This is a genomic window from Variovorax sp. E3 (assembly GCF_016082275.1).
Classification (GTDB): domain Bacteria; phylum Pseudomonadota; class Gammaproteobacteria; order Burkholderiales; family Burkholderiaceae_C; genus Variovorax.
In genome coordinates, this window is record NZ_MOWM01000159.1 from 1 (window position 1) to 17164 (window position 17164).

The 17164-nt window shown below is 67.8% G+C and carries 16 protein-coding genes; 9 read left to right on the forward strand and 7 right to left on the reverse strand.

Annotated features, from left to right (window positions below):
* Positions 1 to 220 precede the first annotated feature (220 nt).
* Genes fliL through fliR form a run of 7 tightly spaced genes read left to right on the forward strand, consistent with a single transcriptional unit; the run spans position 221 to position 4524 of the window.
* Positions 221 to 718: a flagellar basal body-associated protein FliL gene (gene fliL, locus BMG07_RS33915; protein ID WP_198088182.1), complete on the forward strand. Its 498-nt coding sequence runs from the start codon at positions 221 to 223 to the stop codon at positions 716 to 718.
* 27 nt (positions 719 to 745) lie between these two features.
* Positions 746 to 1747, forward strand: a complete 1002-nt coding sequence (gene fliM, locus BMG07_RS33920) for a flagellar motor switch protein FliM (protein ID WP_198088183.1) — start codon at positions 746 to 748, stop codon at positions 1745 to 1747.
* The gene (gene fliN / locus BMG07_RS33925) at positions 1740 to 2189 is read left to right on the forward strand and encodes a flagellar motor switch protein FliN (RefSeq protein WP_198088184.1); all 450 of its coding nucleotides are present in this window, start codon (positions 1740 to 1742) and stop codon (positions 2187 to 2189) included. Before fliM ends, fliN begins: the two co-directional genes overlap by 8 nt.
* Complete coding sequence (gene fliO / locus BMG07_RS33930) at positions 2186 to 2692, forward strand: flagellar biosynthetic protein FliO (protein ID WP_198088185.1); 507 nt, start codon at positions 2186 to 2188, stop codon at positions 2690 to 2692. Before fliN ends, fliO begins: the two co-directional genes overlap by 4 nt.
* Complete coding sequence (gene fliP / locus BMG07_RS33935) at positions 2689 to 3447, forward strand: flagellar type III secretion system pore protein FliP (protein WP_198088186.1); 759 nt, start codon at positions 2689 to 2691, stop codon at positions 3445 to 3447. Before fliO ends, fliP begins: the two co-directional genes overlap by 4 nt.
* Positions 3448 to 3460: 13 nt before the next feature.
* Complete coding sequence (gene fliQ / locus BMG07_RS33940; protein WP_198088187.1) at positions 3461 to 3730, forward strand: flagellar biosynthesis protein FliQ; 270 nt, start codon at positions 3461 to 3463, stop codon at positions 3728 to 3730.
* 8 nt (positions 3731 to 3738) lie between these two features.
* On the forward strand, positions 3739 to 4524 hold the full coding sequence (gene fliR / locus BMG07_RS33945; RefSeq protein ID WP_198088195.1) for a flagellar biosynthetic protein FliR: 786 nt from the start codon (positions 3739 to 3741) through the stop codon (positions 4522 to 4524).
* Positions 4525 to 4573: 49 nt separating this feature from the next.
* Here fliR and BMG07_RS33950 read toward each other — a convergent pair whose 3' ends face one another.
* The 3 genes from BMG07_RS33950 to BMG07_RS33960 form a co-directional block, all read right to left on the reverse strand.
* Positions 4574 to 7558 (reverse strand): ImpA family metalloprotease, encoded by a 2985-nt coding sequence (locus tag BMG07_RS33950; RefSeq protein ID WP_198088188.1) that lies wholly within the window; start codon positions 7556 to 7558, stop codon positions 4574 to 4576.
* A gap of 219 nt (positions 7559 to 7777) precedes the next feature.
* Positions 7778 to 8050 (reverse strand): hypothetical protein, encoded by a 273-nt coding sequence (locus tag BMG07_RS33955; protein ID WP_198088189.1) that lies wholly within the window; start codon positions 8048 to 8050, stop codon positions 7778 to 7780.
* 211 nt (positions 8051 to 8261) lie between these two features.
* Positions 8262 to 9320 (reverse strand): LysR family transcriptional regulator, encoded by a 1059-nt coding sequence (locus tag BMG07_RS33960; protein WP_269759663.1) that lies wholly within the window; start codon positions 9318 to 9320, stop codon positions 8262 to 8264.
* A gap of 140 nt (positions 9321 to 9460) precedes the next feature.
* Between BMG07_RS33960 and BMG07_RS33965 the strand changes: the two genes are divergently transcribed.
* On the forward strand, positions 9461 to 10945 hold the full coding sequence (locus BMG07_RS33965; protein WP_198088190.1) for an MFS transporter: 1485 nt from the start codon (positions 9461 to 9463) through the stop codon (positions 10943 to 10945).
* Here BMG07_RS33965 and BMG07_RS33970 read toward each other — a convergent pair.
* Positions 10938 to 12422, reverse strand: coding sequence for an HD domain-containing phosphohydrolase (locus BMG07_RS33970; RefSeq protein ID WP_198088191.1), 1485 nt, complete (start codon positions 12420 to 12422; stop codon positions 10938 to 10940). The two genes, BMG07_RS33965 and BMG07_RS33970, sit on opposite strands and share 8 nt — an antisense overlap.
* Before the next feature lie 184 nt (positions 12423 to 12606).
* On the opposite strand from BMG07_RS33970, the gene BMG07_RS33975 reads away from it, so the two are divergent.
* Complete coding sequence (locus BMG07_RS33975) at positions 12607 to 13194, forward strand: DUF308 domain-containing protein (protein ID WP_198088192.1); 588 nt, start codon at positions 12607 to 12609, stop codon at positions 13192 to 13194.
* 60 nt (positions 13195 to 13254) lie between these two features.
* Here the strand turns inward: BMG07_RS33975 and BMG07_RS33980 are convergent, their stop codons facing one another.
* The 3 genes from BMG07_RS33980 to flgK all read right to left on the reverse strand — a co-directional run bounded on the left by BMG07_RS33980 (position 13255) and on the right by flgK (position 16896).
* A complete protein-coding gene (locus BMG07_RS33980; protein ID WP_198088193.1) occupies positions 13255 to 13608 on the reverse strand; it encodes a hypothetical protein in 354 nt (117 codons plus the stop codon).
* Between the two features lie 120 nt (positions 13609 to 13728).
* Positions 13729 to 14940 (reverse strand): flagellar hook-associated protein FlgL, encoded by a 1212-nt coding sequence (gene flgL, locus BMG07_RS33985; protein WP_198088194.1) that lies wholly within the window; start codon positions 14938 to 14940, stop codon positions 13729 to 13731.
* Positions 14941 to 15042: 102 nt separating this feature from the next.
* Complete coding sequence (flgK, locus tag BMG07_RS33990) at positions 15043 to 16896, reverse strand: flagellar hook-associated protein FlgK (protein ID WP_269759661.1); 1854 nt, start codon at positions 16894 to 16896, stop codon at positions 15043 to 15045.
* Positions 16897 to 17164 lie beyond the last annotated feature (268 nt).

Below are 17164 nucleotides of genomic sequence, written 5' to 3' on the forward strand. Positions count from 1 at the left end.
CCACGGCGCCCGTGGCCCCCGCGCGCGCCGCCGCTCCCGTCAACGCGGGCCCGGGAGTCGACACCTTCGCCTGACGCCGCGCCCCCTCGCCCCTTGCTCCCGCGCGGGCCCTCCCGGCACCGCGCAATGAACGGATGTGAAGCGTCTTTGCGCGCTTGTTCGGCCGTTCATCCGCAAGGGACTTCGCAAAGAATAGACCGCACAAGTTCAACGCTTCAACATGGCTACCTCCTCTTCCGCCGCCGCCGCCGTTCCCGCCTCGGCCCCCCGCCGCTCCTCGAAGCTGCTGATCGGGCTGCTGATCGCCATCGGCCTGGCCGCCGCCGGCGCGGCCGCCTATGTGCTGGTGCCCCGCTTCATGGGCACGCATTCCGCCGAGGCGCCCAAGGCGCCGGTGCCCGAGAAGCCGATCTTCCTGATGCTCGAGCCGCTGACCGTCAACCTGCAGTCCGAAGGGCGCGGGCGCTTCCTGCAGATCGGCATGGCGCTGCGCGTGCGCGACGAACAGACCAAGGCCCAGCTCGTCGAGTTCATGCCCGAAGTGCGCAGCCGCCTGCTGCTGCTGCTGTCCAACCGCGCGCCCGACTCCATCGTGTCGCCGGAAGACAAGGCCAAGCTGGCCGAGGAAATCCGCAAGGCGCTGAGCGCGCCGCTGGGCGCGGGCACGCCCGAGCTGGACATCTCCAGCGTTTCGTTCAACACGTTCGTCGTGCAGTGACAACCACCTTCTCCAGACAAGCGACCCATGGCGTATGAACAGGTGCTTTCCCAGGACGAGGTCGATGCGCTCCTGCAAGGCGTCACCGGCGGGGACATCGACCAATCGACCGCGCCCCCGCCGCCCAAGGACGGCCTGCCGGCCTACGACCTCGGCGCGCCCGACCGCGTGGTGCGCAACCGCATGCACACGCTGGAGGTCATCAACGACCGCTTCGCGCGCGGCCTGCGCGGCGCGCTGCTGAACTTCATGCGCCGCAGCCCCGACATCTCGGTGGGGCCGGTCCAGATCCAGCAGTACGGCGAGTTCGTGCGGCACCTGCCGGTGCCCGCGAACATCAACATGATCCACATGAAGCCGCTGCGCGGCACCGCCCTCTTCGTGTTCGACCCGAAGCTGGTGTTCCTCGTGGTGGACAACCTCTTCGGCAGCGACGGGCGCTACCACGTGCGCGTGGAAGGCCGCGACTTCACGCGCACCGAGCAGCGCATCATCAAGCGCCTGCTGGACATCTCGCTGCAGTGCTACGGCGAGGCGTGGCAGCCGGTGTTCCCGCTCGATTTCGACTACGTGCGCGCCGAAATGCACGGCAAGCTCGCCAACATCGTGGCGCCCAACGAGGTGGTGATCAACACCACGCTGCAGATCGAGTTCGGCCCCATCGGCGGCTTCCTGCACGTGTGCCTGCCCTACTCGATGATCGAGCCGATCCGCGACCTGCTGTCCAACCCGATCCAGGACGAGGTCGAGATCGACAAGCGCTGGGTCACGCAGATGTCGCGCCAGATGCAGGCCGCCGACGTCGAGCTGGTGGCCGACTTCGTGACCATGCCCTCCACGCTGGGCGAGGTGATGAAGCTGAACATCGGCGACGTCATCCCCATCGAGCTGCCCGAGACCGTCGTCGCCAAGGTCGGCGGCGTGCCGGTGATGGAGTGCGGCTACGGCACCTCCAACGAGCGCTACGCCCTGCGCGTGCAACACATGATCTCCCACCAAGACAGCGATTTGAAGAACGACCATGACTGACAACACCTCTTCCGCCAGCAGCGACGCGGACGACTGGGCTGCCGCCCTGGCCGAACAGACGGCCGCCACCGCGCCCGTGCCGGCCCACGAACCCGCCGCCGCCGTGGCCCCGGCCACCGCGCAGGTCTTCCAGCAGATCCAGGACACGCCGGCCGCCGCCCCCTCCAGCGCCGGCCCCGTGGACATCGCGCGCGTGCTCGACGTGCCGGTGCAACTGACCGCCGAGATCGGCCGCACCCGCATCACCATCAAGAGCCTGCTGCAGTTGTCGCAGGGCTCGGTGGTCGAGCTCGACGGCCTGGCCGGCCAGCCGCTGGACGTGCTGATCAACGGCTACCTCATCGCGCAAGGCGAAGTGGTGGTGGTGAACGAGAAATACGGCATCCGCCTGACCGACATCGTCACCCCCTCCGAGCGCATGCAGAAGCTCGCGCGTTCATGAACCTGCGCCGGCATCTGCTCGCCAAGGGCGCGGCGCTGCCGGCCCTGCTGCTGTCCTGCACGCACGCGGCGCTGGCCGCGCTGCCCACCGTGCCCACGCCGGTGCACGAAGCCCCCGCACCCTCGGCCGTCGGCGCCGGCGGCCTGCTGCAGGCCGGCTTCGGCATGGCCCTGGTCGTGGGCCTGATCTTTCTGTGCGCCTGGCTGGCGCGCCGCTTCGGGCTCCAGCGCCTCGGCGGCGGCCAGCACGTGAAGGTGGTGTCCAGCGCCATGGTCGGCCAGCGCGAACGCGTGGTCGTGGTCGAAGTGGCCGACACCTGGCTGGTGCTGGGCGTCACGTCGAGCCAGGTCAACATGCTGCACACGCTGCCGGCCCAGGCCCCTCATCACGCGGACACCCATGCCGCAGCCTGCGCGCCCAACGGCGCGCGCGGCCCCGTCGAACTCTTTGCCCGCAAGCTGCGCGAATCCCTCTCGGGCAAGGCGCAGCACCCCGCTCCATGACGCACCCCGCATTGCGCCGCGGCCTGCGCGCCGCGTTGCTGCTGCTCGCCGCCACGCTGCCCATCGCCGCCTGGACCCAAGGCCTGCCCGGCATCACCAGCACCCCCGGCCCCGGCGGCAGCCAGACCTGGTCGCTGAGCGTGCAGACCATGGTGCTGCTGACCTCGCTCACCTTCCTGCCCGCGCTGCTGCTGTCGATGACCAGCTTCACGCGCATCCTGATCGTGCTGGGCCTGCTGCGCACCGCCATCGGCACGCAGACCTCGCCGCCCAACCAGATCCTGGTCGGGTTGTCGCTGTTCCTGACCTTCTTCGTGATGTCGCCGGTGTTCGACAAGGTCTACACCGACGCCTACCAGCCCTTCTCCGAGAACAAGATCAGCGCCGAGAAGGCCATGGAGCGCGGCATCGCCCCCTTCAAGACCTTCATGCTCAAGCAGACCCGCGAGACCGACCTGGCCCTGTTCGCGCGGCTCGCCAAGGTGCCCGACATGCAGGGGCCCGAAGACGTGCCGCTGCGCATCCTGCTGCCGTCCTTCGTCATCAGCGAGCTGAAGACGGCGTTCCAGATCGGCTTCACCATCTTCATACCGTTCCTCATCATCGACCTCGTGGTGGCCAGCGTGCTCATGTCGATGGGCATGATGATGGTGCCGCCCGCGTCCATCGCGCTGCCGTTCAAGCTGATGCTCTTCGTGCTGGCCGACGGCTGGCAGCTGATGATCGGCGCGCTGACGCAGAGCTTCTACCTTTAGGCGAGACCCGCGCATGACTCCCGAATCCGTCATGACCATGGGCCACCGAGCCATGGAGATCTCGCTGCTGCTGGGCGCGCCGCTGCTGCTGGTGGCGCTGGTCATCGGCCTGATCGTCAGCATCTTCCAGGCGGCCACGCAAATCAACGAGGCCACGCTGTCCTTCATTCCCAAGCTGCTCGCCGTGTTCGCGACGCTGGTCATCGCCGGGCCGTGGATGCTCGACCGCATGCTCGACTACATGCGCGCGCTGTTCGCCAGCATTCCGCAACTGCTGGCGTGACGCCTTCGATCTTCTCGGTCACTTCGGGCCAGCTCGAGGCCTGGATGGTCGCGTTCCTGTGGCCCTTCGTCCGCATGCTCGCACTGGTGAGCACCGCGCCGGTCTTCGGCGAGCCGTGGGTGCCGCGCCAGGTCAAGGTCGGCATTGCCGCCATGCTGGCGCTGGTGCTCTCGCCCACGCTGGGGGCTTTTCCGGCGGTGCCGGTGGTGTCCGCCGGCGGCCTGTGGATCGTCATCCAGCAGGTGCTCATCGGCGTGGCCATGGGCTTCAGCATGCGGCTGATATTCACCGCCGTGCTCGCGGCGGGCGAGTACATCGGCCTGCAGATGGGCCTGTCGTTCGCATCCTTCTTCGACCCCATGAGCCACGGCAGCACCATGGTGGTGTCGCGGCTCTTGAACATGCTGGCGATGCTGATCTTTCTGGCGCTGGACGGCCACCTGCTGATGGTGAACGCGCTGGCCGACAGCTTTCGGACCCTGCCGATTTCGGGCGGTCCACTGGCCGCGGGCGGCTGGATGTTCCTGGTGCTGGCGGGCGGCGACATCTTCGCCAGCGGGCTGATGCTGGCGCTGCCGCTGATCACCGCGCTGCTCACGTTGAACCTGGCCATGGGCATCCTGAACCGCGCGTCGCCGCAGTTCAGCATCTTCGCGGTCGGGTTCCCGCTGACGCTGCTGGCGGGGATCTTCATGCTGCAGCTGCTGATGCCGAACCTGGCGGCGTTTCTGGAGCCCCGGTTCGCCGAAGCCATTGCGAACATGCTGCGGTTCACGCAGGGGCTGCGGCCCTGACCTGCCGCCCCCGCGCAAGCTCTGCGCGCGAGGCGCGCGGACCTGGCTTCTAGAAAGGCCAGGCGGGTGTGGGCGCCGTCATGTCGATCTTGCGCACGGTGCTGTGATCCGCGGACGAGCTGTTGGCATAGAACAGCGCGGCTTCCTTAGCGAAGCCATAGCTGGCCACCTGGGCGGCGGCTTCGGGCGAGTACGTCACGCCCCACAGATCGAAGGTCGGGCGCTGGTCGCGCCCGGTCATCCACGACAGCGCGATCAGCAGGTTGTCGTTGCCGTTGACTTCGGGGCGCGTTGCGTAGTTGCCGTAGCCCAGCTTCGCGCTGTTCCTGGCCCAGTCGCCCTTTTCGAACAGCCGCTGATGCAGGTACAGCTGGGTGATGAGCTCCCACCCGCGCGTCTGGTCGCCCGTGCGCTGTTCCCAGTAGTGGACCCACTGGATGTAGAACGCCATGCGCTCCCCGTTCTGGACCGCATAGGCGTCCGAACCCCAGATGCGGTTGTACGCGCCCTTGACCGGGTCCGCTTCGGCACGCGCCGCCATGATCATGTCGAAGGCCGATCTGTAGGCGAGCTTGCTGTTGTCGTCCGCATCGACGACGTTCAACTCCCGGAATATTCGCCACTTCTTGTGAAGCGGAAAGATGTTGTTCGATACCTCGCCGCTGCGGCCCCCGTAGATGTTGAACATGCCCTTTTGCAGGTTGTGGCCCAGTTCATGGCTCTCGCCCCAGCCGCGCGGACCGACACCCCAAGACAGATCGATGGGGTTGCCGGAGCAGCCGGAGCCGCAGTGGGCATAGAGATCGGCGTTGATGTGCTGGACGCTCGGCACGCTGTGCAGGGCCGTGTCGGTGCAATCCCAGCCCTGCGCCTTGCAGAAATCCAGCACGCCGGTCGTCGGCGGATGACCCGCCATGGCGAACCCCGCCAGCTGATACGCATCCTCGAAGATCAGCGAGCGAAGCTCCGTGAGGTAGCGGGCCATGTCGGTGCCGTAGTTGCCCTCTTTCAGCGCCTCCTTCATCTTGTCGACCCGCGTGTGGATCTCGGCGCCGGGGAGCTTGATCTCGGCCCAGTCGAAAGGCGTGTTCTGGATGCTCTGCGCGAACGCCGCCATGTCCCCGCCGTTGCCCATGTCGAGGAAGGGATGCTGCGCGACGCCGCGAACCCGCAGTCGGACGTTCGTTCCTGGTGTGGCGCCCGCATAGGACAACAGCACCGTTCCGCCGTACGGGCTCACGACCTGCATCGAAGCCTGCGCACTCAACGCGATCTCGGGACTCGCCAGGAAGCGCGGGCGGTCGTAGCCGTTGTCGGACCACAGCCGCGTCGAACCCGTGCGCTGCGTGTTGATGCGCAGCGACAGCGTCGCGCCGCCCGCATCGATCACCTGCACGGTCACGGCTTTGCCGGGAATCGCAAAACGGCCCATCGTGGTGAATCCGCTCGCCGACGGCAATGGAAGGGTGATGACTTCGTCCGTCGACGACACGGCGAACCGTGACGCGGCGCCGTTCATGAAGGTGCCCAGATCCGGCTGCGCACCGCCCTTGGGCCGCACATAGGCAATCAGGCTGTCGGCCACCGCTGCCTGCTGGAGCGGACCGGCCTGGGTCGCCTTGTCCATCGGGTACTTGATGTTCAGGCGCGCCGCATCGCCCCACAGCGCAAGCAATCGGTACAGCGTGGTGCCCGGCTCGGCAAAGAGCGAACGACCGGCGCTGGTGTAGCCATCGATCTTGTTGCGCAACGTCTCGGCAGGCGTCAGTACGTCGGCCTGGAGGTCGGGAACGTTGTCGCAGCTGTTGTTGGCGCACGCGCTCCAGTCGTAGTTGGTGCGCCAATCGCCGACGGCCATTCGCCGCAGCAACGGCATGAGCTTCGCGAGCTGTGACAGTGCCACGCTGTTGGCCGCCACAGAGCGCCCGGCGGCCACGCCGTCTTCGCCGAAGTAGTTGCCGCCATAGCCGCCGAGCACCATGCCCATGGCCGCCAGCATCTTGCGGCTGGCCTCGTTGGTCTGCCAGCCCGTGGTGTGCAGATAAAGAATGGGCTTTCCGGATGCCAGCATCTTTGCCACACGCGCCTCGAGCGCCGGGTCGTCCGGCACACCCGAGCCGAGGACGAGAAGCTGAGCCCCGTTGTCGCAGCCGTCGGGCGCCGAAAAATCGCACGCCGTTGCAACGACCTTCATGCCGGCTTTGACGAACCCTGCGGAAACGGATCTGGCATCGATGCCCGAGAAGCTCACGCTGACCGACTCGGGAAGGGCTTTGCCGGCATCGCCTTGCAGCAGCCAGCTCTGCAGCCTGCGAAATGCCGGTACATGGGCGATGTTCCCATCGTCGCGGAACCAATCGAGGATGTCGGTGCCATAGGCGGCGCTGCGGCCATTGGCCGCCGTGCTCACGCTGGCAAGCACCGAGCCCTTGTCGCCGACCACGAACGGCTGGCTGGTCTCGATGTTTGCGGGCATGACGAACTGGCTGCTCTTGCCCGGGATGTACGCGCTGCTCTCGTTGCCGTACAGCGCAAGAGGCAATGCCTCCTGCCGGGCCGAGAGCTTGGTCGCGAAGTCGCTGGCGCACCTGGCAATGGCGGGCGCATCGCTCAGGCCCGTGGAGTCTCCTGTCTGCAGCGCGGCATCGATGTCGGCCCGGCAGAACACTGGCACCGGCTGCGCGGGTGGAACGTCGACTGCGGGAGGTTGCGATGCAGGCGGCAGCCCGGCCGTTTCGGTTCGCGGTGCTTCGGCGTCCGGTGCGGTGGGTGCGGCCGGTGCGGTTGTTCCGGTGAACGCAAATGGCAACGCGCCCGAATTGCCACCGCTTCCGTCACCGCAAGCGGAGAGCGCCACAACACAACAAGCGACAAACCAATAACGAAAGATCGACAAATGTAAAAACGACAATTTTGGAAATTTCGGCCCTCTTGCAATAAGAACGAAATTTCTGGCGGCTTTCAGAGGAGAAGCTGGAGGAATGAAATTGGAATGCTTGAAGTTCGAATACCAGAAACGAACCGGCGTTTGCATTGTTGTAATGATGATTGTTCTCCAAATGTACGCGGCATGAATTTCCGCCATCGCGCCGATGAATCACGCGGCGCCATTGCCTCGCGCGGCAAGGCATAGATGAAGAATGATTGCAGATATTTATCGAGAATTCCGATGGCCTTAATGCATCTTTTAAAAGACCAACGGAATTCTTCACATTCACCCACAGCACCTTTTGCAACGGGGCTGCGACCCCGATCAGGCTTTGCGGGGGACCTGTTGCGGATGCGCCTGCGCACTTTCCTGGAACAGAGCGGCCGCGTCTTCCGCCAACTCGGCCAGGGCCCAGAACACGTTGTTCAGGTGCTGGGTCTCGGGATGGTCGCCCCAACGGTTGCCGTCACCGTGAAAGCTCCAGAGCAGCGACCTGAGTTGCTCGAGGCGGTTCTCCAGCAGGTCGGTCGCGGTGGGCGCTGCCGTTGCGCCAAGGGGTACCGGCGTGCGAGGCCGGGCCATAATTCGTCTAGCCATTTGGTGTGCTCCTTTTCGAGGTTGTGCACGTCATTCGGTTAGACGGCTGGGGTGCGCATACACCCCGGCCGTCGCCTTTTGTGTCCCGCGTTTGCATCCGCGCCAACCAAGGCGCCGATGACCCGCTGCGAGGTGAAGCGGTTTCTTATGCTGAGGAGCGCCGGGGGTGCCTTCCTTGCCCGCCAGGTGGGGCGGTGAGTGACAGGGGCATTCACTCTAGAGAAATGCGGCGCGAGTGGGGGAGCGAATTTGCTAGGAAGTCGCGGTTTGCGGGGATATGTGCGAGGGCGACTGCATTGCGCTTCGTATTGCCAAGTTTCCGTGCATCCGCCGAAACGCAATCACCGAGCGTTCGTCTGCTCATCCACGCCCGGCAAACCTCCAGCACCACCCCACGCAGCCACCGGTGCGCGGGATCCCGATCAAGGCGCGGATGCCACATCTGCGACACGGTGATCTGCGCCGTCGGCATCGGCAGCGCGAACGCGCGCAGCGTGCCGCGCTCCCGCAGGTGTTCGAAGTAGGAGGACGGTATCAACGCCACCAGGTCGGTCTCGGCCGCGACCGACAAGGCGGTGCTGAAGCTGGGCACCACGACCGCGGTGTTGCGCACCAGGCCCATCGCCGTGAGCGCGTCGTCCACGGGCCCGACCGTGCGGCCGTGGCGTGACGTGACCACGTGGTCGCAGGCGGCGTAGCGCTCGGCGGTGATCTCGGGGCCGGCGAGCAGGGGGTGCCCCTCGCGCACGACCGCGATGAACCGGTCGCGAAACAGCGCCTGCACGCGCACCTCCGGGCCGGCCGATTCGCCGAGCACGCCGACGTCCAGGTCGAGCAGGCCCTCGCGCAGCGGGCGCACGTCCTTGTCGGGCTTGGGCGCGAAGCGCAGGCGAACGCCGGGCGCCTCGCGTGCGGCGCGGGCCACCAGCTGATGCGCGAAGGCCTCGATGAAGCCGTCGTTGGCGCGGATGGTGAACAGCTGCCGCAGCGTGCGCGGGTCCATGCTCGCGCCGGCGGGCTGGAGCACCGCACGCGACTCCTGCACCAGTTCCCGCACGCGGTCGCGCAGTGCCAGCGCATGCGGCGTGAGCACCATGGCGCGGCCCGCGCGCACCAGGAGCGGGTCCCCGGTGGATTCGCGCAGCCGCGCAAGCGACCGGCTCATGGCCGACTCGCTCAGGCCCAGGCGCTCGGCCGCCTTCGCGACGCTGCCCTCGGAGAGCAGCGCGTTCAACGCAAACAGCTGGTTCAGGTCGGCTTCTGGCGGCATGCCCGAAGCTAGCACGCCCGCACGGGTTTCGACAGGCGCCGCGCGCAGGAACAAGCTGCGCGCCACGCGCTGTGCAAGCCCGGCACGCCGTCCTAAGCTGACCTGGCGCGATAGAGCGTGCCTCTTCCAGTCGTCACATCATGCTGTCATCCACGCTTCGAACCACCCCGTCTTCCAACCTCACCCGCGCCGCCGAAACCCCGGAGGCGAACGCGGCGCATGACACCGACGGCCTGCCCCTGCCAAGGCGCCTCGCGGCCGTCGCCGCGATCCTGGGCGCGGGCGTGCTGGTGGTGCTCGACGGCGCCATCGCCAACATCGCGCTGCCGGGCATTGCCCGGCAGTTGCAGGCGTCGCCCGCCGATGCGGTCTGGATCATCACGGCCTACCAGCTGGCCGTGGTCATGTTCCTGTTGCCGGCTTCCGCCGTCGGCGAAAGGTTCGGGTACCGGCGCGTGTTCGCGGGCGGCGTCGCGCTGTTCACCGCGGCGTCGGTGCTGTGCGCGGTGTCGCCGTCGCTGCCGTGGCTCGTGGCCGCCAGGTGCCTTCAGGGCCTGGGCAGCGCGGCCGTGATGCCGCTGGGCCTGGCGTTGCTGCGCTTCACCTATCCGCGCCGGTTGCTGGCGCGCTCGATCGCCTGGAACGCGCTGGCCGTCGCGGCCGCTTCGGCGGCGGGCCCCACGCTGGGCGCGCTCATCCTCTCGGCGGCGAGCTGGCCGTGGCTCTTCGCGGTGAACCTGCCGATCGGCCTGCTCGTGCTCGTCGCCTGCGCGGGGTTGCCGACGCCGCCGCGCTCGCAGCGCCCCATCGACGTGGGGAGCATCGCGCTCAACGCGGTCATGTTCGCTTCCTTCGTGCTGGGGGGTGATCGGGTGGTGGCGCATCCGTTGCAAGGTGGCGCGTTGCTCGCGTTGTCGGCCGTGTGCATGGTGCTGCTGGTGCGGCGCGAGATGCCGAAGGCGGCGCCCTTGATTCCGCTCGACCTGCTGCGCGTGCATTCATTCCGGGTCTCGGTCATTGCCTCGGTGTGCTGCTTCACCGGGCAGATGGCCAGCCTGGTGGCGCTGCCGTTCTACATCCAGCACGAGCTCGGGCAGAGCGCCGTGACTGCCGGCCTCCTGATGACGCCCTGGCCGCTGGCGGTGATGCTGGCCGCGCCTCTGTCGGCGCGCCTGGCCCAGCGCGTGCCGGGCGCATGGCTGTGTGCGGCAGGCAGCGCGTGCTTCGCGACGGGCCTGGCGCTGTGCGCGTTGTGGCCGATGCATGGCGACACGGTGCTGCCGATCGCGCTGTTCACGGGCTTGGCCGGCCTGGGCTTCGGCTTCTTCCAGACGCCGAACAACCAGAACATGCTGCTGTCGGCGCCCAAGGAACGCAGCGGCGCGGCCGGCGGCGCGCAAGGCACCGCGCGGCTCACGGGGTTGACGCTGGGCAGCCTGCTGATGAGCCTGATGTTCGCGCTGCTGCCGGCGCACGGCGCCGTGCACTGGGGGCTGGGGATGGCGGCGCTGGCTGCGTTGGGCGGGAGCGTGGCGAGCTTGCTCAGGAGTCCGGCAAGGGGCGAGGCCGCACCTTCGGCAGCGGCGGGCGAGGCGCCCGCCCTCGCCCCGGGCCTCGTCAAATAAGCCCTCGGGTCGCCGCCTTCAACGTCGCGGCGGCGCGCGTCGAACACTCGAGCTTGAGGAACACGCGTTCGACATGCGTTCGCACCGTGCGCGGGCTGATGCCCAGCGCACGGGCCACCTCCTTGGTGTTCTCGCCCCGGCTGATGCAGCGCAGCACCTCCAGTTCGCGCTCCGACAAAGACTGCTCGCCGCGCGCCGGCGCCATCGCCTTTGCAGGCGCATGCGACAGCGCACTGGCGAGCAACGCGGCGACCACGTCGGGGTCGAAGCGGCCGGCCTCGACCTCTTGCTTCATGCGATCGAGCGCCTCCGCTTCGGTGAGCGCCTCGCGCCACGGACGGCGGGTGCGAAGCGACACCCACTGCTCGGCGGCGGCGACGATCTGCCCTTCCCGCGGCATCGCCGCGCCCGACCGGCCCCGGAAATAGCCGGAGCCGTCACGCCGCTCGAAGGCGAAGGACGCGATCTCCGCCTCCAGCGCGAGCCCGTCGATCTGCCCGGCCGCGCGCGAGGTCCAGTACGGCACGAGCCGCAGGCGCTCCTGCGACGAGGCCGGCAGCGGCTCGGGCGCGTTCCAGATGGCGTTGGGCACCGACGCCCGCCCGATGCCGTGGATCAACCCGGCCTTGTACGCGCGACGGCACGAGGCCTGGTCCTGCCCCGCATGCGCGCTGCCATCGCGCGCCAGCTGGGCCACGCGGCGCGAGTAGCCCGTCATCCAGGGCAGCTTGAGATCGATCACGTCGCCCACCAGCTCCAGCCCGACGCGCCGAAGCATCGACGCAGGCTGGTCGGCCGCGTCGGTCCACGGCGGCGCGGCGGCGCCCAGCGCTTTCATCCACGTCGAGACCCACGGTGCGCTGGCGTCGACCAGAAAGCCGGGGTAGACGCTGTCCGCGCGCCCACGGGCCAGCGCGAGCGCTTCGTCGAGCCCGTACAGGCGGCTGAAGATTTCGAGGTCGCTCGCCAGGGCCACGACATAGGTGGCCAGCGGCACCTCGTCGCCCTTGAGCAGGCCGGGCACGCCGCCGCCGTCGTAGGCCTCGAAGATCGCGCGCAGCGCGGCTTCGGTGTCGGCGCCCAGGCCCAGCGTGCTCGCGATGTCGCCGGCGATCTCGCAATGGATGTGGGCCATGGCAAGCATGCCCTCGGGAAGGGGTGAGCTGCCGGGCGCCTGCTGCTGCTGCAGCTTCTGTCGCGGCTTCTGCGATGCGAGGAGCGCGCTTCGCCCTTGCACATCGTCTTCCAGGAAGTCCGCGAACTCCTGGGCATTGGCCGTGCAGCCCGACCAGCGCAGCAGCGCGACATGCCGCGCGGCCTCGACCTGCGACGGGTCGCAGCGGGCTTGCGTCGCGATCGCGCCGGCCAGCCACGCGGTGCGCAGCGAATGGTCGGTCGGCTGGCCCATGCTCAGGTCGCCGATGAAGGCGAGCGCGCGGACCGCGTCGAAAACGGCAATGGTCGTGTCGTCGGACATGGAATGTCGAAAAGGGGGCGAAGGCAAAAGCCCAGCATCGCACAGTCGCGGTTTTTCAGGGCCTGTCGGTCATTCGACCGATACCGCGCCGGGGGCGGCCGACACAGAATTTCCCGCACCGGCCCCGCTCGCGGGGCTGCGGCCTTTCTACCTTCTTGATCTCGCGGTCCCTGCCGTCATTGCCATGTCCAACACTCACCTCTCCCCTCTTCAGCGCGCCGCGTGGCTGCGCAAGCTCTACTTCGTTCGCGCCGCCTTTTCCTTCGCGTGGGTCGCGCTGGCGTTCACCGCGGCCAAGGGGTCGCCGGCGCTCGCGACCGCGTTGCTGGTCGTCTACCCCGCATGGGACGCGCTGGCCAACCTGGCGGACGCCCGGATGACGGGAGGCGCCAAGGCCAACCCCACGCAGATCCTGAATGCGTGGATGAGCGGACTGGTCACGGTGGCCGTGATCGTGTCGTTCGCGCTCAAGCTGCAGATCGCCCTGGTGATCTTCGGCGGCTGGGCCATCGCCTCGGGGCTGCTTCAGCTGGCGACGGCCATCCGTCGCCGCAAGGGCGACCGGGGCCAGTGGGTGATGATGCTGAGCGGCGCGCAGTCCGCATTGGCCGGAGGCTTCTTCGTGGCCCAGCAAGGCAGCGCGGCGCCCGTCGTGCAGACCCTGGCCGGCTATGCGGCGGTGGGGGCTGTGTACTTCCTGATTTCGGGACTCGTCATCCTGCTGCGGCGGGCCAAGGACGAAGCCGGCGGCCTGGCTGCCGAAAAGGCTTGATGTCGGGGCCTCGGCCCCTCGGCCCTTTGGCCCTTTGGCCCTTTGGCCCGTACTGCCCCGCTACACCCGAAACCAGATCCTCAGCGTCACGTACAACGCATAGCCGAGGGCCAGCACGACCCACGCCAGGAAGAACATGTTGCCCCAGTACTCGCCGGCATGGGCCGCCAGGGTATAGACCTGCATCTTGCAACCCTTGCCGACGCAGGGCACCTCGCCCCGCACCAGTGCGCGCAGCAACGCGAACAGCAGGTAGCACGCCACGCCGGCCGTGACGACGAATCCCACCGGCCCCACGAATCCTTCGGTGCGCTGGTCGTTCTCGTCGCGATACCCTTTTCGCAGCAGGTTCTGCCCGAGCTTGTACCAGGCGAATCCGAGCAGGAGCATCAGCAGGTAGTAGATGGCGATCATCGATTCGTCGTGCCGTGAGGGGGAAGGAAATGCGTCGGGGGGATCGTAGCCGAGCCATGCGCGCGCGGCGCCACCTCCAAGAACGCCCCGGCAAATGACTGCCGGGACGCCCTCGCATCCTCACAGGTAGTTGAACAACGAAATGCTGTTCAGCTTGGCAAACGTCATCTGCGTTGCCTGCAGCGAAGTCTGCCGCTGATAGAACTCCGAGATCGCGCTGTACGGGTCCAGGTCCTCGATCGACGAAAGATAGGCGTCTTCCTGCAGCTTGCGCGCGGCGCCACCCGAGTCCAGCGCGTCGATTTCGGTCTGCCGCGAACCCACCGACGACAGCACCGTCAGCACGTTGTCGTGCGCGTTCGTCACCTTCACGTTGGCCGTGCTCAGCGCGTTCAGCAGCTTGGCCTGCGCCGCGGCGCCGCCACCGGTCAGCGGCGTGCGCAGCGCGCTCACCAGCTGGTTGATGGATGCGAACACGTCGGTGCCGGCGTTCTGCGCGGTCGACACGTCGAAGCTGTCGCCGTCGGCCGGCGCGCCCGAGATCTTGATCTGCAAGCCGCCGAACGAGATGGGCGTGTCGGCCGCGAACACGCCGGTCGCGGCCACCACGGGCGGGGTGTCCTTGGTCGTCACGGTGTAGTTGCCGGCGGCGAAGCTGATGGTGAAGTCCTTGCCGTAGTTCGCCGCGGTGGCGTCGTTGATGCCGACGGAGCCGAAGACGCCGGTGCCGGTGTTGCCCGCCGCGCCCGAAGTCACGTAACCCGCGCCGCCCTGCACCGACTGGAAGATGCTGCGGCCGTCGTCCGAGGTGGACATCTGGCGCGCCACGTCGATCTGCATCAGGCGCTGGCCCTGGTCGCCCACGTACTGCACCGCGCCGCCCGCGCCCGTCACGAAGGGCGGGCTGCCGCTCTTGAAGCCCGCGAACAGGAACTGGCCGTTGCCGTCGTCGGAGTTGGCCACGCCCACGAGCTGGTCGAGCGCGCTCTGGATGGTGGTGGCCAGCGAGCCGCGGTCGGCGTCCGACAGCGTGGGGTTGCCGGCGGCCACGGTCAGCGTCTTGATGTTCTGCAGGATGGAGGTCACCGAGTCCAGCGCGTTCTCCTCGGTCGACAGCGACAGGCTGGCGCGCTGGCGGCTGGTGGCGAACTGCGCGTTTTCCGCCAGCGTCTGGCTCACGCCGAGCGCGCGCGCCGCGCCCACCGGGTCGTCGCCGGCCGACAGGAACTTGGAGTTGGTCGCCAGCTGCTGCTGGACCCGGAACAGCTTCTGCTGCTGCAGGCCCATGGCGTTGACGTTCTGTTCGTAGAAGGAGGAGGTGCTGATGCGCATCGCGGGTCCTGGTGTCTGTGCTGCTGTGTCGGCGGTGTTGGCGGCAAGGGGCTCAGCTGCGGATGCCGAGAATCGCGTCGAACATGGTCGAGGCGGTCTGGATCACCTTGCATTGGCCTGGTACATCTGCTGGAACATCAGCAGGTTGGCGGTTTCCTCGTCCTGGACCACGCCCGAGATGGCTTGCTGGCTGGTCTTGATCTGGCCGGTCACGCTGTCTTGCGTGGTGGCCGCGACCTTCACGGCCATGGCGCGGTTGCCGACGTCGCTGACCAGCTGCGAGTAGGCGCCGTTGAAGGTCGCCGTGCCGTTGGCCATCGTGGTCTTGCGCTGCAATGCGCCCATCAGCAACGCATTGCCGCCGTCGGACACGCCCGAGGTGTTGTTCTTGATGGTGAAGGTGTCGCCCTGGGCGGGCGCGCCGGTCATGCTGACGGTCAGGCCGCCGAAGCTCATCTTCGCGCCGGCGGTGTAGGGCACGGGGGCGCCGGCCGCGTAGGTGGTGGAGCTGCCGTCGGCCAGCGTCACGGTCACGGCCGACGTGGCGGGAAAGCCCGACAGGCTGCCCGTGGCGGCGTCGAAGGTCAGCGTGACGGGGCCGGCCAGCGGCGTTGCCGGGTACGAGGCATCGACGGCCGCCGCGCCCAGTGCGCCGCTGCCCTTGTTGCCCGCGGTATTGCCGCTGATGACGGGCGACGCGGCCGCCACCTTGGCGGGGTCGCGCACCAGCACGTCCAGGTCGCGCGCGCCGGTGCGGGTGGGTTGCACCAGGAACGAGTCGCCGGCCTGCGCCGTGCCGCTGGTGGCGTTGATGCTCACGCCGTCGAAGGTGATCGGGAAGGTCGTGAAGCTGCCCATCGACGTCTTGTCGGACAGGCGCGTGACCGAATACGTGAGCGTGCCCGCCACGTTGGTGACGCTGACGTCGTAGTCGCTCGTGGTGAGCTTGGAAGCATCGGTCAGCGTGGCGCCGAACTCGAGGTTGCCTGTGTTCTTTGCGTTGTTGATCACGCCCGGCACCGCCTGGTTGAAGAAGTTCTGTCCCAGCGCGCCGTTCAGGTCGACGCCGAGTTTGTGCTGCGCATTGACCGCGTCGGACACCGACATGGCGAGCCGGCCGATCGAGTTCTGCGTGGGAATGAGGGTTTCGCGGCGAAAGGTCATGAGGCCGCCGAGCACGCCGCCCTTGAGCGTGGTGTCGTCCAGCTCGCTGGTGGCGCCGCTGAAGCCCACCAGCGCCACCGCCTTGCGGGTGGGGTCGGCGGACGAGTTCACGGCGGCCATCTGCGAGGCGTAGTCGCCCACCACCAGCGACTGGCCGGTGGCGATGAACACGTTGTACTTGCCGTTGTCCTGCTGCAGCACCTTGACGTCGACCACCTGGCTGAGCTGGCTCACGAGCAGGTCGCGCTGGTCGAGCAGGTCGTTGGGCGGCTGGCCGCTGGCCATGGCGGTGGCCTGGCTGATCTGCTGGTTGAGGCTGGCGATCTTGGTGGCGTAGGTGTTGATCTGCTCGACGCTGCCCGAGATCTGCTCGTTGACCGACGTGTTCAGGTCCGACAGGTACTGGTCAGTCGAGCGGAACTTGTTGGCCAGCGCCTGCGCGGAGCTGATCATCTGCTGGCGCGCGGCCGGGTCGGCCGGCGTGTTGGCCACGCCCTGGATGCTGGTGAAGAAGCTCTGCATCAGCGGCGCGATGCCCGAGGTCTTGTCGGCCAGCAGGGTGTCGATGCGGTTGATCTGCGTGCCGTTGGTGGCCAGCGCGGCCGAGGCCGACTGCGCGCTGGACAGCTGCGCGGTCAGGTAGCGGTCGTAGCTGCGCGAGATGGTCGTGACGTTGGCGCCCGAGCCGATGTAGCCCGAGCCGCTGGAAATGGCGCCGCTGGTGGCCATTTCGGCCACCTGGCGGCTGTAGCCCGGCGTGTACACATTGGCGGTGTTATGGGCCGTGGTCATCAGCGCGGTGCGAGCGACGCCGAGACCGCTCAGACCCGTGTAGAACATGCTTCCGGACATAAGGCTTTACCTGTCAATTGGAGAGAGTGGCTGGCACCGCAACGGTGCCTCTTGCTTGGTTATCGGCAGCGCGGCCCGAAACTTGAGGGCCGCGCGTCATCATCAGAACTCGGTCCAGTCGCCCTTGCGTCGCCGGCCATGGCCAGCTGCGGCGCCGGGCGGGTGCCCGGCTCGCGGCGCGCGGGGAGTGCCTTGGCGGGGCGCTTGG

Bases quoted from the DNA above. Each gene is read 5' to 3' on its own strand.
- fliO (WP_198088185.1), top strand. From the start codon at position 2,186: ATGAACCTGCGCCGGCATCTGCTCGCCAAGGGCGCGGCGCTGCCGGCC.
- fliQ (WP_198088187.1), top strand. From the start codon at position 3,461: ATGACTCCCGAATCCGTCATGACCATGGGCCACCGAGCCATGGAGATC.
- BMG07_RS33950 (WP_198088188.1), bottom strand. From the start codon at position 7,558: ATGCAAACGCCGGTTCGTTTCTGGTATTCGAACTTCAAGCATTCCAAT.
- BMG07_RS33960 (WP_269759663.1), bottom strand. From the start codon at position 9,320: ATGCCGCCAGAAGCCGACCTGAACCAGCTGTTTGCGTTGAACGCGCTG.
- BMG07_RS33955 (WP_198088189.1), bottom strand. From the start codon at position 8,050: ATGGCTAGACGAATTATGGCCCGGCCTCGCACGCCGGTACCCCTTGGC.
- fliM (WP_198088183.1), top strand. From the start codon at position 746: ATGGCGTATGAACAGGTGCTTTCCCAGGACGAGGTCGATGCGCTCCTG.
- flgK (WP_269759661.1), bottom strand. From the start codon at position 16,896: ATGACCACGGCCCATAACACCGCCAATGTGTACACGCCGGGCTACAGC.
- fliN (WP_198088184.1), top strand. From the start codon at position 1,740: ATGACTGACAACACCTCTTCCGCCAGCAGCGACGCGGACGACTGGGCT.
- BMG07_RS33980 (WP_198088193.1), bottom strand. From the start codon at position 13,608: ATGATCGCCATCTACTACCTGCTGATGCTCCTGCTCGGATTCGCCTGG.
- BMG07_RS33965 (WP_198088190.1), top strand. From the start codon at position 9,461: ATGCTGTCATCCACGCTTCGAACCACCCCGTCTTCCAACCTCACCCGC.
- flgL (WP_198088194.1), bottom strand. From the start codon at position 14,940: ATGCGCATCAGCACCTCCTCCTTCTACGAACAGAACGTCAACGCCATG.
- fliL (WP_198088182.1), top strand. From the start codon at position 221: ATGGCTACCTCCTCTTCCGCCGCCGCCGCCGTTCCCGCCTCGGCCCCC.
- BMG07_RS33975 (WP_198088192.1), top strand. From the start codon at position 12,607: ATGTCCAACACTCACCTCTCCCCTCTTCAGCGCGCCGCGTGGCTGCGC.
- BMG07_RS33970 (WP_198088191.1), bottom strand. From the start codon at position 12,422: ATGTCCGACGACACGACCATTGCCGTTTTCGACGCGGTCCGCGCGCTC.
- fliP (WP_198088186.1), top strand. From the start codon at position 2,689: ATGACGCACCCCGCATTGCGCCGCGGCCTGCGCGCCGCGTTGCTGCTG.